The following is a 15,310-nucleotide window of genomic DNA, read 5'->3' as shown; positions in this document are numbered from 1 at the left end:
CCCAAGCGGGTCCGGTGGGCGTGTTTGATCCAAAAGGCGGGGTGCCTTCAGCGTCCAACGCCGACATAGGTTTCAAAGCCGGATTTCAGCGCCTGTGACTTCGAATAGATATTGCGCAGGTCCACCATTCGGGCAGAGTTCATGGAACCGGCCAGCTCGGTCAGGTTCAACGCGCGGAACTCGTTCCACTCTGTCAGCAACACCACAACGTCAGCCCCTTGAACCGCTGCATAGGGGTCGTCGCACCATTCGACCCCGGGCAATAGCGCATCGCCTTCAGTTTTGCCCTGCGGATCGACGACGCGCACTTTGGCTCCTCCGCCGATCAAAGCGGGAATGATGGACAGTGATGGCGCGTCGCGCATGTCGTCTGTGTTGGGTTTGAAAGTGACACCCAGAACCGCCACCGTCTTGCCGTTAAGGCGGTCGTCGCAGGCGTCGCGGATTTTCTCGATCATCCGTTTCTTGACCTCGTCATTCACCCGAATGACGGTTTCCGTGATCTGCATCGGATATGCATGATCCTGCCCGATCCGCGCCAGCGCGGCGGTATCCTTGGGAAAACAAGAGCCACCATAGCCCGGCCCCGCATGCAGGAATTTGTTGCCAATTCGTCCGTCCAGACCGATGCCGCGGGAAACTTCCTTGACATCCGCACCGACCTTTTCACACAGGCCTGCGATTTCATTGATGAAAGTGATCTTGGTCGCCAGAAACGCGTTGGCGGCGTATTTTATCATCTCGGCGCTTTCCAGATCGGTGGTCAGGATCGGAAAGTCACGCAGATAAAGCGGTCGGTAAATCTCGGCCATCACTTCGGCGGCGCGATCGTTTTCCACACCGACAACGACGCGATCGGGGCGCATGAAGTCGTCGATTGCAGCGCCTTCGCGCAGAAATTCAGGGTTCGAGGCCACGTCGAATTCGGCTGTGGGGTTGGCGGCCGCAACGACTTCCTGAACTTTTCTGTTTGTTCCCACCGGCACGGTCGATTTGGTGACGATGACCGTGTAACCGGTAACCGCTTGGGCGATCTCTTCTGCCGCGGCCATCACATAGGTCAAATCCGCGTGGCCGTCCCCTCGTCGGGTCGGAGTTCCGACCGCGATGAAAACCGCATCGGCGCCATCAACTGCCGTCTTCAGATCGGTTGAAAAACTCAGGCGACCGGCAGCAACGTTTTTTGCCATCAGCACATCCAGGCCCGGTTCATAGATCGGCACTTCTCCGGCCTTGAGCATGTCGATCTTTTGCTCAGCCTTGTCGACGCAAATCACGTCATGACCGAAGTCCGAAAAGCATACACCGGACACTAAGCCAACATAACCGGTGCCGATCATTGCAATACGCATCCAAAAATCCTTTTTACCAATTACCACGGACGGCGTGGGCACAATCAAAGAAACTGACGCCGGTTTCAATGGCCGTCAGCACTTGCGTGATGCATCCCATAGATTCTTGCGGATATTGAGGCAATAGAAGCGCAGATGGTGCAAAGCCCTCCGAAATCGCGATCATGTCGGCTTTGTTCAGCGGAACCGACGATCAGGAAGAACTGGTTGGTGTCGAAACTCGGTTGCAAAGAGGGTGCTGTTGAGGGCTGGAATAGCCCCTACCTTGGGTATTGATGACGCGCGGAAGTGATTGCGCGTTCTCGCCGCCAACAAGCTGGCTGGCAAGGAAAATAGGGGCCGCGTGACATGCCCCGGCAAATGACCGGTCGATCAGCTGTCCATTTCAGCGGCGGCTTGCAACAGCCAGTTCTGAAACAGCCGGACCGGTGGTGAAACGGGTTTTTCCTTGAGACGCATGAAATAGGTCCAGGGACTGTTCAGATCAAACCGGAAAGGCTCGATCAGCAGCCCCCGCTCGACATAGGACCGGGCCAGCGACCGGGGCAGGGCGACGCATCCCAGTGACTTGGCGGCCATTTCCATCGCCAGATTCGAGACATTCGTCCGCAACCCGCCCTTCTGGCTCAGATCGGACAACCCGAAATGCCGCGCCGCGTGCTCCCAATAGGAGGGGCGGCCCAGGATATGGATCAGCGGTGCATTCTGCAATTGCTTGGGGTCGGTCAGCGGCTCGCCATCGACCAGAAAACCGGGCGCACAGACCAAGGCCAGCTTTTCGACCCACAAACGTTGGGCGTCCGGCGACACATCGTCGACATGATTGATTGTCAGCGAGATGTCCGAAACATTTGGTTCGACATCAGTCCAGACAGTGCCATGAACCGTCAGATCAATATCGGGATGCACCGCGTTGAAACCACGGATCACATCCGGCAACCAGTTCTCGGCCAGACTGACCGGGCAAGAAACCACCACTTTGCGGGTATGCGACCGCACGATGACCGATTGCGTGGCAGCGTTGATTTCCTGGAGGGCATGGCGCACCGACGGCAGATAGGCCTCGCCCACATCTGTCAGCGACAGGGACCGGGGATGACGCACGAACAGGGGTCGCTGCAAAAACTCTTCCAACGAGCGGACATGATTGCTGACGGCAGATTGGGTGCAGTTCAGCTCTTCGGCAGCAGCGGTGAAGCTCAGGTGCCGTGCCGCCGCTTCGAACGAGCGAAGAAAGGTCAGGTGTGGAAGATTCATCATGACGGACGTTTCTCAGGCAAGGCACATCGCAAAGAATTAATAAGCCCAGGGCTTGCTGTCTTGCCCATGAGCGACTCACACGTATGGTTCTGCCTCGAAATGTGATCTGGTCCTAGTCACAAATAATCCGGGGCCATTGCCCCATCATTGTTTTCGTGCCGCTATGCGCAAACTCACATAGGCTTTTTCTTGTAACCTGAACCCGAAAGAAAAACCTCGACTGGACACCGTGACAGATACCTTTCAGACCGTTGCAGATTTTGCGCTGAATCGTGCCGCGCAGGATTTTCCTGACACCGGACGCAAGGCAGCGGCGTTGATGCTGCTGGATACGCTGGGGATCACCATAGGATCGGGGCCGATGCAGGCCGGACAGATTGCACGCGAGAGTGCGGTAGCGCTGTTTGGCGCGGGCGATCCGGGGCTGAGCGCGCGCATGCTTTTCGACGGTCGTCGCGTCAGCGTCGCGGGTGCGGCCTATGCAGCGGCCACACAGACCGACAATCTGGACGGCCATGATGGATACAATCCGACCAAAGGCCACATTGGGGTTGTCGTCGTTCCCGCACTGGCGGCACTGGCTGAAACCGTTCAAGATTTTTCAGGCCCCGAAGCGCTGGCGGCGGTGATCGTTGGATACGAGGTCGCGGGACGCGCGGGCATTTCTTTGCATGACACCGTCAGCGATTATCACACATCCGGAGCTTGGAACGCGCTTGGCGTGGTGGCCGTGGCGGCGCGCTTGCGCGGTTTGACGGCCGAACAGATGCGGCAGGCCATGGGGATCGCCGAATATCATGGCCCGCGCAGCCAGATGATGCGCGAGATCGCCAATCCCACCATGCTGCATGACGGTTCGGGCTGGGGCGCGTTGGTTGGCATTTCTTCAGCGGTATTGGCCGAGAAAGGCTTTACCGGGGCGCCGGCCATCACCATCGAAGCGGCAGACGTTGCCCCCCATTGGCAAGATCTGGGCGATTTCTGGCAAATGGAGCATCAATATGTCAAACCCTACCCGATCTGCCGTTGGGCCCACGCCGCAATTGATGCCACCCGTGCACTCATGCGTGAAAACGACCTGACTTACCGCGATATTGCCGCGATTCATGTAAACACGTTTCGGGAAAGCGCCTGCCTTTTCCAGGGCATGCCGGATGATACGTCCAAGGCGCAGTATTCGCTGCCATTTGCCGTCGCGACAATGGTTGCGCATGGCCGGATCGGAGTTGAGAACATCACCGGTGCGGGCCTGGCCGAACCGCTGGTCGCCTCGATCGTCGAGCGTATCTCGGTTTCAGAGGCCGCACGCCATTCCGACCGTTTCCCCGAAAGCCGGTTCGCCGATGTCAGCATCACTCTGACCGACGGGCGAATACTCGAGTCTGGCGACGTACATGCACGCGGCGGACCCGAGGCACCAATGGATGAGACCGAAGTGATCGACAAATTCATGGAATTTGCGACACCATCACTGGGTGCATCCCGTGCCGCCGCCATTCGTGATGCGGTTCTGGGGCTGGGCGCGCCGGGCTCGAAATTCTCGGACCTTGGCGCGTTGATCTACGCCCCCGCCGACCAGACGTAAAATCTGCCGAAGCTGCCGTTGAAACGCGTTCCGACCGGCACATCCGCACCCTTGATCCTGATGGCGGCGATGATGCAGGCCCTGCCGCCCGCTGCACAGGTTGAATTGGAGCTGGGAGCAAGTCTGGGTGATCCAAGACCCGCTCGAGGTGAGCTTGCTTTTTTACATTGTCGCCTTGCGCCCTGATCCGGTCAGAGCAGGTCGAACAATCGCCCTGGCAGCGCGTCATGACGCGGCAGGTTCAGCGCCCGCATAAGGCAGAACATCATCGCCTGATTTGAGGTGACGACCGGCTTGCCCAGCGTTGCTTCAATCCGGTCGACCGCCTCGACCGAACGCATGTCGGTGCAGCTGAGAATTATGGCCTGTGCCTGCGGGTGATCGGCCTGACAGGCCAGTTCATAGACGTCGTCCGGGGTCAGCTCTCCCTGACCGTAATTGCCCAGCTTTCGGCCCACATCGGCGCATCGAACGGTCTCGATTCCGTTCTGGGCCATGAAATCCATCGCCTGAGCGTTTATTTCGCCCAGATAGGGCGAGGAAAAGCCGACCTTCGTGGCCCCCAGTGCCTTGATTGCGGCGATCAATGATCCGGCCGCGGTCAGCGACAGCGCACCGGATTCCGATTTGATCTGTTGCGCCAGCTCAGCGTCGAAAGACGGCCCATGGGTCAGGGTGGCCGAGGTGCAGCCGTACAGCACCACATCGGGCCGCACCCCCGAGATCATCCGCAGATCGTGGCTGATATCCGAAGCGCCCAAACCTGCCATTTGATCCGAGCCGGGAATTTCATTCACGTCATAGCCGCCCATGCGCTGGAAATGGATGGTGGTGTTTGGTGGTCGCAGCATCTCCATATCCGGTTCCAGATTGGTGTTGGTGAAGGGCACCAGAACACCGATCTTGGCGGCTGTGCGGGTCTCGGTCATGTCAGCGCTCCTTTCAAGATGTCGCGGGCCTTGTCCATCACCTCGGGCGCACAGATCGTGGCGCGCAAACAGTCCGACAAACCATAGCCGCCCATGCCGCGCATCATCAGGCGCTCAGCCCGCAGGGCCGTGTCGGCGCGCTGTGCCTGCGCGGTCGAGGCAAAGCGGATCAGCACGAAATTTGTGTGGCTTTCCGGCACGCTCAGGCCCAGTTCGCGGCATTCCTGCGCAAACCGGTCCCGAATTTCGGCTGTCCGTGCGACCACGTTGCGCATATGGGCCTGATCCCGCATCGCCGCCGCCGCCGCTGCCTGCGAGGCAATCGAGATATTGTTGGGATTCAAAAGCTTGCGGACCTCACCCGAGATTTCGCTTGGGAAACAGCCCCAGCCGGCCCGCGCCCCCGCCAGCCCGTAGGCCTTGGAACATGTACGCGTGATCACGGTGTCGCTCCGATCCACCAGCGCAAAGATCTGCGCGGGATCGTTCGTGGCATCGGCAAATTCCGCATAGGCCTGGTCCACCACCAGCAATGTATCGCCAGGCAGATCCGATCGCAGGCGGACAATTTCGTCATTCGGGATCAGCGTGCCGGTGGGGTTGCCCGGATTGCAGACGAACACGATGCGGGTGGCAGGTGTGACAGCGGCCAGCAGCGCGTCCACCGATACGGTCAAATCGACCTCGGGCGCTGCCACATATTCGGCCTGTGCCTGTGCTGTGGCCGAGGCGACAAAGGCATAGCCATATTGTGTGCCCAGCACCTGATCGCCCGGTCCGGCAAAGGCGCGGATCAGACAGCCAATCAGTTCCATCGAGCCCGCCCCACATAAAATGCGCGCGGGGTCGAGCCTGTGCACCTCGGCAATGGCCGAGCGCATTTCGGCCCATTCCGGATCTGGATAAAGGGCCAGATCCGCCAGCGCTGCCTGCCCGGCCGCAACGGCGGCGGGGCTTGCGGGAAAGGCGCTTTCGTTCTGCGCCAGTGAAATCGTGCCTGCGCCGTTCGGATCAGCCAGCGTATAAGCGCCCATGGCACCTACGTAAGGAACCGGTCGGATCATGCGTCATCCCCGTAAATCCTGGCGCCTTGCGCACTTACCAACCCGCGTTTGATGTCCAGTGCCAGCGCATCCGGGTCGCGTTCGGCGGGGTCGCCAAAGCCTCCACCCCCCGGTGTATCGAAGATCAGATAATCACCGTGTTCCACCCGCAATTCTCCTTTGCCCGGAATATCGTTTGCACCGTCCCTGAATCGGATGCGACCGGGCGCGCCGGGTCTGCCGCCCATACGGCCAAGCGCCGGGTATTTCAGCCGTTCGACCGACAGGAACACGATAAAGGGCGCCCCGTTGGACGAGGTCATCTCGATCCGTTGCCCCAGCCCGCCGCGATACTTGCCCGCGCCGCCGGAATCTGGGCGCAGTTCGCGCCGCCAGATCGTCACGGGTGCGACGCTTTCGGTGATCTCGACCTGACTGCCGAACACGCCCGACGGATAGGCCGTGGCCGACAGACCATCGGCATGAGGTCGCGCGCCGGTTCCGCCATTGTGCACGGGTTCCACCGCGAATTCGCGACCGCCGTCACGGGCCACTTCGGGTGCGTGGCGCATGGGCAAGTCGAACATGCAACTTGCGCCTTCGGCCGGGACCGCATCGGGCAGGGCCTGATGCAGGCAGCCCAGAACCAGATCGGGCGTGACCTGACCCAGGGTATGCCGCATCGCAACCGGCACCGGGCGCTGCGCGTTCAGGATGCAGCCCTTTGGCCCGTCAACGGTAAACGGCTCCAGCGATCCCGCATTGTTGGGAATGTCCGCGCCGACAATGCAGCGCAAGGCAAACACCGTATAGGCGGTGGCATAGTTCAGCGGCACGTTGATGCCCTTGCGCGAACAGCCCGAGGTGCCCGAGAAATCCACATGCATGCCGTCCTTCCTTACGGTCAGGGTGGCGTGCAGCTCCAGCTCATTCTCATAGCCGTCCATCTTCAGAACATTCTTGTAGACACCTTCGGGCACGTCGGCGATGGCCTCCAGCGTGCCGCGGCGCGACGTGTCGATGATGTACGAGCCGAGCGTCTCCAGATCGTCGAGGCTAAATTCCTCCATCATCGACAGCAGCCTTGCAACCCCGGCTTCGCAACAGGCGATCAGTGCATAGATGTCGCCATCATTGGCGACGGGTTCGCGGCTGTTGGCGCGGATGATGTCCAGCAGCAAAGCGTTGGGAGTGCCCTGTTCAACCAGCTTGCAGGGCGGGATCAGCAGGCCCTCGTCATAGATGTCGGAACCTTCGGGGCCCATGCCCAACCCACCCAGATCAACAAGATGCGAGGTGCAGGAGGTAAAGCCCACCACCTTGCCATCCTTGAATGCGGGCATCATCAGCAGAAAATCGTTCAGGTGCCCCGAGGCAAGCCATGGGTCGTTCGTCATGTAGATGTCGCCCGGCTTCATGGTCTGAACCGGGAAAGCCCGGCGCAGGTGCTGCACCGCCTCGGCCATGGTGTTGATGTGCCCTGGTGTGCCGGTCACGGCCTGCGCCAGCATCCGGCCATCGGCGTCAAATATCCCGGCAGAGATGTCACCGCATTCGCGTACGATCGGGCTGAAGGCGGCGCGGATCAGGGTTTGGCCCTGTTCTTCGACCACGGCCAGCAGACGATTCCACATCACCTGCAATCGGGCGGGCGAAAGATCGTGTGAAAGATCGGACGACATCATGCGCCTCCTTTCTGGCCCCGAACGAGGACGAGGTTTCCCATGGCATCCACGTGGGCCGAGAAGTCGGCGGATACGAGCGTGGTTGTCTGCGGTTCGGTGATCAATGCGGGGCCGTGAACGTAGTCGCCCGGCTTCAGATCCGCTCGGGCAACGAAGGCCGCTGGTTTCGACACTCCGTCCACGTCACAGGTGATCGGACGGGTTTCCGGCGCCGAGATTGTCTTCAACCGGGGCGTTTCAGGAACCGCCGGCACGAAGCTGTCACAGGTCGCGACCCGCACCGCCCAATTGAGGATCTCGATCTGCATCCCCGGCACTGGGCGCGAGAATTGCTTGCGGTATTCCTGTTCGAATGCAGCGGTCAGCGGCTCGATATCTTCGGCGGTCAGGGGGCGGTCGGGAAGGGTGATCTCGATCTCGTGCCCTTGTCCGTGGTAGCGCATGAAAGCAGTGCGCAGCGTCTGGGTCGGGACATCGCCGGCCCCTTGCAAGACGACCTCTCTTGCCTCGGAAATCATGGCTTCGAACAGCGTGTTGATCCCGTTCAGGTCCATGCTGCCCAGCAACGTATAATGCGATCGGACGATCTCGAAAGACACCGGAGCGAACAGGAAGCCGACAGCCGATCCGACACCGGGATCGGGCGGGATCACGATGCGGCTGACCCCGGCGGATCGCGCGACCCGGCTGGCGTGCAATGGCCCGTTGCCCCCAAACGCTATCATTGTTCGTGGGCCAAGGTCCTTGCCGGATTCCACCGCATGCATCCGACCCGCGCTGGCCATGCTTTCGTCGACGATACGGCTGACGCCATCGGCGGCGCCTACGGCATCCAGATCCAGCTTTGACCCGATCACCCGGCTCAGCGCTCGTTTCGAAGCGTCGGGATCAAGCTGAATATGCCCCTCGGCAAACGTGTCCGGTACGATATATCCCAGTGCAATATCACTGTCAGTCACCGTAGGTTCGGTTCCGCCGCGCATGAAGGCGGCGGGGCCGGGCTCGGATCCCGCTGATTTTGGCCCCACGGTCAGCCGCCCCAACCGGTCAACCCCGGCAATCGAACCGCCTCCGGCGCCGATCTCGATCATTTCGATGACCGGTATACGCACCGGCATACCGGACCCTTTGATAAACCGTGCGGCGCGTGCAATCTCAAACTGGCGCGAGGTCTGGGGACGGGCGTTGTCGATCAGGCACAGTTTGGCGGTGGTGCCACCCACGTCAAAGGACAATACCTGGCCCAGACCGGCGCGGGCAGCGACGCGGGCGGCCAGAATGGCACCGCCGGCAGGGCCGGATTCCACCAGCCGGATCGGAAACCGCGCGGCGGTTCGCATGGTGCACATTCCACCACCCGCTGTCATCATCAGGATCGGACAGGTGACGCCCTGGGCCTCGAATTGCCGGACAAACCGGGCCAGATACGTTGCCATCAGAGGCTGGATATAGGCGTTGGCTACTGTCGTGCACAGCCGGTCGAATTCGCGCGCTTCGGGGCTGACGTCCGACGAAATCGAGACGGTCAGATAGGGGCGCCTGTCCGCCAGCATGTCGCGCAGCCTGCGCTCGTGCTCGGGGTTTGCATATGCGTGCATCAGGCAGATGGCGATGGCTTCTGCTCCGCTGGCGTCGATGTCCTTCAACAGCGCGTCGATGGCTGTGTCTTCCATCGGTATCAATACCTTGCCATCCGCCGAAACGCGCTCGCGGACCGTCAGCGCGCGCTCACGCGGCACCAGCAGATCAGGTTTTTCCAGATTGATGTCATATTGCGAATAGCGCCGCTCGTAGGCGATTTCCAGAATGTCCCTGAACCCTTCGGTGGTCACGGTTGCCACGACCGCGCCGCGTTTTTCGATCAGCGCGTTGGTGGCCAGCGTGGTGCCGTGAATGAAACCGGTGACTTCGCTCAGACGGTGCCCTGTCTGTTGCATTACGCGCGCTGCGCCTTGAATGGCTCCGTCGGCGGGGTTGTGATGTGTGGTCAGGGTTTTGGTCGAGGCAAGTATCGTCTCTTCGCCAGAGACAAGAACCGTATCCGTGAACGTGCCGCCAATATCGATGGCCAGGCGCAGCGCTTGAGTTGTCATGAGGTTATCCGAAAAATCCGTAGTCACAGCGTGATGCGTAGGGGCCAGAGGCCCTGAGATCAGGCTGGGATCACAAGGTCACAGCCGGTGGCACGGCGGTCCATGGGATTTGGAAAACAACTCTTCATAAGCAGGTATTCTTGTTCACACCAGCTTGCCGCAACAAGCCGGAAAGCGACAAAAATGCCTGCAAACGACAAAATTCGTCACGCCTGGCCGATTGCGGCGCTTGCGGGTGAGGGTCTTGACCCCGCGCACGTCACCTGTGGTCGTCTGTTTTGTGTGACCCGGCCGATGCAGCGCCCGTGTTCGTGATGGAAGATGCCCAGGCGACGCAGATGCGTGGTTCGGAAGGACGATCCTCTGCAAGACCCTTTCGAACCACATGCCGTAACTCTGAGATAGGCGAGAGAAAGATCTGCAAGCGACCGCAGGGCAAACTCTGCGTCTTGAACGGCCACGATTGAACGGGAAGGGATGGTTTTTGGGGCAGCCGTGCGACTGCCCCGTTGCCGATCAGGCCTGTTGAGCTGGTGAGTCGTCATCGATGAGGTCGGGCTCGTCCGGTACGATGATGCGATGCTCAAGATCCTCTTTGGGGGCGAACACCGGGTAGACGTACAGGAACGCGCCGATGATCAGATAGCCGATGGTTATCCCGTCGAACTGAGGCATCTGTAGCGTGTAGGAATGGATGATGCCGATCGAAGACATCAGCCCACCTGCGACAGCAAACGCGCCGGCCATCCGGAAGCGCCCGTCAATCACATCGGCCACGATGGCACCCCAGACCAGACCGGTGATGATCGCCCCCTGGCTCAGGGCAAGGTGCCCCTCGTAATGAGCCCCTTCCATCAGAAGGGCCGAGGTCAGATCAGGATCTCCCAAGGATGGCAGCCCTTCGACACCGCTGCTGCGCAGCGCGTTCATCAACGATCCCCATTTGACCATCAGGAAGGCCGAGATATGGGGCAGGATCGCAAAGGATACCGCGGCCATGTGCATCGGTTTAACGGCCCAGGCGGTGTTGGTGATCAGGCTGACTGATACAAAGACCAGTACCGGTGCGGCTGCGGCGATCGGGATCAGCCCCGCAAGGAAGGACAGGAACCCCAGAAAGGCGGCGGCGGCAATTACAACGGCCACACCGACAATATACCCCGCATGGGCATCAAGCCGTTTATAGGCCGGATGGCCGATGTAAACGGTTGTCGGGAATGGCGAACCAAACAGAGCGCCCAGCATCGTGCCTGCGCCGTCCGTCACCTGGCAGAGCCCGACAGGGTAATGGTCGCCTGCCGCTTCGGCGGATTCCACGTTGTTCATCGTTTCGATGAAGTTGTAGATCTGCACGGGGATCAGCACCAGGAACAGCTCAGGGTTGGCGAACAGGTATTGCACACCGGCGATCAGATCACCGAAATACGGGATCGGCGGGTAGAACCCGATGCCGCTGACATCAATTTTGGACTCGCCAAGCAGAAGGGCGATCACGGTACCGGCAGCAATCGCGACAAGGCCGGCCGGAACATTGCCCGGCAGGCGGAAACGGCCGATCAACCCCCAGAGGATGAACAGCAGCGACGTAAAGCCAATGATGGGGTTCTCGAACACTTCGGCCAGCGGCACAGAGCCGATGAAGACCAGGGCAATGCCGCACAGCGTCCCCAGCATCCCCGCACGTGGCGTGATCCGCTTGAGATACGGTCCAACCACCGCGCCCAAAGCCGCGACGATGCCGCCCATGAACCCGGCGCCGATGCCCACTTGCCAGGCAAGCATTGGATCATTTGTCGCCCAATAGATGGGTCCGATCACCCCGAACAGGTAGACGAACATAACTGGCGTCGAGATGCCGTAGGGCAACGCGGTTACGTCTTTGCCCTGCGCGTTTGCCGCCCATTTGGCGAGGTATGCGTAGACGGTTACACCGGCCAAAATCGCTATGGCAGCGCCGGGAACGATGCGGCCAAAGACGATGTCCGCAGGCATTTGAAACACGAATTGGCAGACCCCGGACAGGATCAGCAAGTTGACAAGGTTGTCGGTAAACAGCGCCCAGAAAGCGCTGAAATCGCTGCGGCTAAACAGCTTGTATTCATAGGTCCTCCCGTCCATGACGGTCTCCTCCTCTGATGTGACCGGTTTGGCCCGACAGGTGTCAGGCCGATCTCCCTTTCCGGTCGTGATGATGGCCCCGCAGGGGTGCCTGGTTTGCCCCGGTCAGGGCGGTCGCGGCAGTTTCAGAGGTCAATTCAGCCATCACTTCGGCCGCCACGAAGGCGGCGATGACGCTGGGCCGCTTGTCGCGGCTACCGCTAGCCCCAATGGGGCATTTCAAATGTTCGATGGACTGTCCGTCACAGTGTTTCTGCGCCCAGTTCCTGAGCTTTATTCGCTTTGTGGCGGAACCGATCATCCCCACATAAGCGGCGTCATTTCGTTCCAGCGCGGCGGTCGTCAGCAGAAAATCCAGCCCGTGATCATGGGTCAGAACGACAAAGGCGCTGCCTGCGGGCGCGCGCCAGATTTCGGCTTCGGGAATCGCGCTGACCCGGGTTTCGACATCTGCGGCGCAAAGCGCGATCTCTTCGGGTCTGGTATCGACGAGGATGCAGCGCACCGGCAGATGCTGAAACTGATTGGCCAGGGCACGCCCCACGTGGCCCGCCCCCATGACATAGACATGAGGCAAAGCATCTTCGTTCCGGGCCGCGCGTTCCGTCGCGGCCCATTTGTCGGACGCACGCATGCGGGACAGGTTCAATTCGACCCGGCCGCCGCAGCATTGCCCGATCTCGGGGCCAAGTGGCACGTCCAGATCCTGATGCAACGCACCGTCACGCAGCATGTCCCGCGCGGCGTTGATGGCGAGGAATTCCAATTGTCCACCGCCTATGGTTCCCCACAACGCCCCGGGCGCGACGAACATTTCTGTCCCCTCATTGCGCGGCGAAGACCCGCGGACTCGGGTCAACGCAACGCGGATCACGCTATGCTGCGCGGACAGAAATTCGTTCAGAGAACCCGGGGCAACCATGGCTCAGGACCCGGCTTGCAGCCGCGCGACGGCCATGAGCACACGTTCGGGCGTGGCCGGCGCGTCAAGGCGGGGGCATTCCCGGTAATCAGTGACCGAGGCAACGGCCATCGACAGGGCCTCGAACACCGAAATTCCCAGCATGAACGGCGGCTCACCGACGGCCTTGGAGCGTTTGATGGTCAGCTCGCGGTTTTCCGACCAATCGGTAAGGTTCACGTTGAAGATGCGCGGGCGGTCTGACGCGAGCGGGATCTTGTATGTCGACGGAGCATGGGTGCGCAGGCGGCCGGCATCGTCCCACCAAAGTTCTTCAGTGGTCAGCCATCCCATACCTTGAATGAATGCGCCTTCGACCTGACCTTTGTCCAGCATAGGGTTCAGCGAACGTCCGACGTCGTGCAGCAGATCCGTCCGATCCACGCGGTATTCACCGGTCAGTGTGTCAATCGCGACCTCTGAACAGGACGCACCATAGGCGAAGTAATAGAACGGGCGGCCTTGTCCTTTGGCCCGGTCCCAGTGGATTTTTGGCGTCTTGTAGAACCCGGCCGCCGACAGTTGCACGCGCGCCAGATAGGCCTGTTTGATGAATGCATCGAAGGCCAGAACGTCTTGGCCGATATGCACCTGATTGGCGTGGAAGACCACTTCCTCTGGCGAGACGTTCCAGGTCTCGGATGCGAACTTCACCAGACGTTCCTTGATCTGTTCGACTGCGTTCAACGCCGCCATGCCATTCAGGTCGGTCCCGCTGGACGCCGCAGTGGCCGAGGTGTTGGGAACTTTTTCAGTCGTCGTCTTGGTAATCTTGATCCGGTTGAAATCGACCTGGAAGGCCTCGGCCACGACCTGAGCAACCTTGGTGTTCAGACCCTGGCCCATTTCGGTGCCACCATGGTTCAGGTGGATCGACCCGTCGTTATAGACATGCACCAGCGCACCGGCCTGATTGTACCAGGTCGCAGTGAAAGAAATGCCGAACTTGACCGGTGTCAGCGCTATGCCTTTTTTCAGAACCGGCGATGTCTTGTTGAACGCGATGATATCCTGACGGCGCTGGCGGTATTCCGAGGTCTCTTCCAGCTCTCCGACCAGCCGGTCGAGAATGCAGTCTTCGACCTCTTGGTGATACGGGGTCACGTTGCGGTCCGTGGTGCCATAGAAATTGGCCTTGCGCACATCCAACGGATCCTGCCCCGTGGCATAGGCGATTTCTTCGATCATCCGTTCCGCCGCGATCACGCCCTGCGGGCCGCCAAACCCACGAAACGCGGTATTCGATACGGTGTTGGTCTTCATCGGGCGACTGTTCAGACGCACATTCGGATAGAAATAGGCGTTGTCCGCGTGGAAAAGCGCCCGGTCGGTCACGGGGCCGGACAGGTCTGCCGAAAAGCCACAGCGCGCGGCAAAGCTGCCTTCGACCGCCTGAATGCGACCTTCATCGTCAAAGGCGACATCATAGTCGATCACGAAGTCGTGGCGTTTGCCGGTTGCGGTCATGTCCTGATCCCGGTCGGGGCGGATTTTGACGGCGCGGTTCCACTTTTTGGCAGCCATGGCCGCCACTGCGCAGAACAGGTTCATCTGGCTTTCCTTGCCGCCAAACCCCCCACCCATGCGACGGACGTTGACCACGACCGCATTGGACGGCACCCCAAGGACATGCGCCACCATGTGCTGCGCCTCGGACGGGTGCTGGGTCGAGCAATGCACCACCACGTCGTCGTCTTCGCCGGGAATCGCAAAGGCGATGTGACCTTCAAGGTACATGTGATCCTGACCGCCAACGCTCATGCGGCCTTTGATCCGGTTGGGCGCGGCCGCCTGAGCCGGTGCCACGTCTCCCCGCTCCAGCTTGAGGGGCGCTGTGACATGCGGGTATCCTGCTTTCTGCGCGGTGATCGGGTCCAACGCGTGGGGCAGGGTTTCGTATTCGATCTTTGCCCGTTCAGCGGCGCGGCGCGCGATGTCGCGGGTCTCGGCAATCACGGCAAACAACGGCTGGCCGTGAAATTGTATGGCGTCGGTCGGGAAAACCGGTTCGTCGTTCAGGTGGGTCGGGCTGATATCATTGGCCCCCGGCACGTCATCAGCGGTCAGCACGCCGACCACGCCGGGCATTGCCAGAACGTCGCTGAAATCGATACCCAGAAGCTTGGCGTGCGCGACGTCTGAAACGCCGAGATACGCGTGCAGCGCGCCTTGTGGCAGCGCAATGTCGTCCGTGTAGTCGGCCTGCCCCGTGACGTGCTTGACCGCACTGTCATGGTTTACATTGGTGTGAGCCGATCCAATGATGGAAACGTTGTCTTTCATG

The 15,310-nt window shown here is 60.5% G+C and carries 10 protein-coding genes; 1 reads left to right on the top strand and 9 read right to left on the bottom strand.

Features of this window, described 5'->3' with window-relative positions:
- Nucleotides 1-47: 47 nt before the first annotated feature.
- Both GOW09_RS10625 and GOW09_RS10620 read right to left on the bottom strand, forming a co-directional pair.
- On the bottom strand, nucleotides 48-1,352 hold the full coding sequence (locus tag GOW09_RS10625; protein WP_171118098.1) for a UDP-glucose/GDP-mannose dehydrogenase family protein: 1,305 nt from the start codon (nucleotides 1,350-1,352) through the stop codon (nucleotides 48-50).
- Nucleotides 1,353-1,724: 372 nt separating this feature from the next.
- The gene (locus tag GOW09_RS10620) at nucleotides 1,725-2,609 is read right to left on the bottom strand and encodes a LysR substrate-binding domain-containing protein (protein ID WP_254442725.1); all 885 of its coding nucleotides are present in this window, start codon (nucleotides 2,607-2,609) and stop codon (nucleotides 1,725-1,727) included.
- A 232-nt stretch (nucleotides 2,610-2,841) separates the two neighbouring features.
- On the opposite strand from GOW09_RS10620, the gene GOW09_RS10615 reads away from it, so the two are divergent.
- Complete coding sequence (locus GOW09_RS10615; RefSeq protein WP_171118093.1) at nucleotides 2,842-4,197, top strand: MmgE/PrpD family protein; 1,356 nt, start codon at nucleotides 2,842-2,844, stop codon at nucleotides 4,195-4,197.
- 191 nt (nucleotides 4,198-4,388) lie between these two features.
- Here the strand turns inward: GOW09_RS10615 and GOW09_RS10610 are convergent, their stop codons facing one another.
- The 7 genes from GOW09_RS10610 to xdhB form a co-directional block, all read right to left on the bottom strand.
- Nucleotides 4,389-5,126: an Asp/Glu racemase gene (locus GOW09_RS10610; RefSeq protein ID WP_171118091.1), complete on the bottom strand. Its 738-nt coding sequence runs from the start codon at nucleotides 5,124-5,126 to the stop codon at nucleotides 4,389-4,391.
- Entirely contained in the window at nucleotides 5,123-6,190 is a 1,068-nt protein-coding gene (locus GOW09_RS10605; RefSeq protein WP_171118089.1) for a histidinol-phosphate transaminase, read from the bottom strand. Before GOW09_RS10605 ends, GOW09_RS10610 begins: the two co-directional genes overlap by 4 nt.
- Entirely contained in the window at nucleotides 6,187-7,851 is a 1,665-nt protein-coding gene (locus GOW09_RS10600; RefSeq protein ID WP_171118086.1) for a hydantoinase B/oxoprolinase family protein, read from the bottom strand. The genes GOW09_RS10605 and GOW09_RS10600 overlap by 4 nt, the downstream gene beginning before the upstream one ends.
- Entirely contained in the window at nucleotides 7,851-9,947 is a 2,097-nt protein-coding gene (locus tag GOW09_RS10595) for a hydantoinase/oxoprolinase family protein (RefSeq protein ID WP_171118084.1), read from the bottom strand. The genes GOW09_RS10600 and GOW09_RS10595 overlap by 1 nt, the downstream gene beginning before the upstream one ends.
- Before the next feature lie 516 nt (nucleotides 9,948-10,463).
- Nucleotides 10,464-12,065: a xanthine/uracil/vitamin C permease gene (locus tag GOW09_RS10590; RefSeq protein ID WP_171118082.1), complete on the bottom strand. Its 1,602-nt coding sequence runs from the start codon at nucleotides 12,063-12,065 to the stop codon at nucleotides 10,464-10,466.
- Nucleotides 12,066-12,108: 43 nt separating this feature from the next.
- Nucleotides 12,109-12,987: a xanthine dehydrogenase accessory protein XdhC gene (gene xdhC, locus GOW09_RS10585; protein ID WP_171118080.1), complete on the bottom strand. Its 879-nt coding sequence runs from the start codon at nucleotides 12,985-12,987 to the stop codon at nucleotides 12,109-12,111.
- 3 nt (nucleotides 12,988-12,990) lie between these two features.
- On the bottom strand, nucleotides 12,991-15,309 hold the full coding sequence (gene xdhB / locus GOW09_RS10580; protein ID WP_171118078.1) for a xanthine dehydrogenase molybdopterin binding subunit: 2,319 nt from the start codon (nucleotides 15,307-15,309) through the stop codon (nucleotides 12,991-12,993).
- Nucleotide 15,310: the final 1 nt, after the last annotated feature.

The organism is Ruegeria sp. HKCCA5463, from assembly GCF_013034175.1.
GTDB lineage: Bacteria > Pseudomonadota > Alphaproteobacteria > Rhodobacterales > Rhodobacteraceae > Ruegeria.
The sequence above is the reverse complement of the archived record's forward strand: the minus strand, read 5'-3'. Positions and strand labels throughout refer to the sequence as shown.

Excerpts from the sequence above, each read along its gene's own strand:
- GOW09_RS10605 (WP_171118089.1), bottom strand. The coding sequence starts at position 6,190 with ATGATCCGACCGGTTCCTTACGTAGGTGCCATGGGCGCTTATACGCTG.
- GOW09_RS10625 (WP_171118098.1), bottom strand. The coding sequence starts at position 1,352 with ATGCGTATTGCAATGATCGGCACCGGTTATGTTGGCTTAGTGTCCGGT.
- GOW09_RS10610 (WP_171118091.1), bottom strand. The coding sequence starts at position 5,126 with ATGACCGAGACCCGCACAGCCGCCAAGATCGGTGTTCTGGTGCCCTTC.
- GOW09_RS10590 (WP_171118082.1), bottom strand. The coding sequence starts at position 12,065 with ATGGACGGGAGGACCTATGAATACAAGCTGTTTAGCCGCAGCGATTTC.
- GOW09_RS10600 (WP_171118086.1), bottom strand. The coding sequence starts at position 7,851 with ATGTCGTCCGATCTTTCACACGATCTTTCGCCCGCCCGATTGCAGGTG.
- GOW09_RS10595 (WP_171118084.1), bottom strand. The coding sequence starts at position 9,947 with ATGACAACTCAAGCGCTGCGCCTGGCCATCGATATTGGCGGCACGTTC.
- xdhB (WP_171118078.1), bottom strand. The coding sequence starts at position 15,309 with ATGAAAGACAACGTTTCCATCATTGGATCGGCTCACACCAATGTAAAC.
- GOW09_RS10620 (WP_254442725.1), bottom strand. The coding sequence starts at position 2,609 with ATGAATCTTCCACACCTGACCTTTCTTCGCTCGTTCGAAGCGGCGGCA.
- xdhC (WP_171118080.1), bottom strand. The coding sequence starts at position 12,987 with ATGGTTGCCCCGGGTTCTCTGAACGAATTTCTGTCCGCGCAGCATAGC.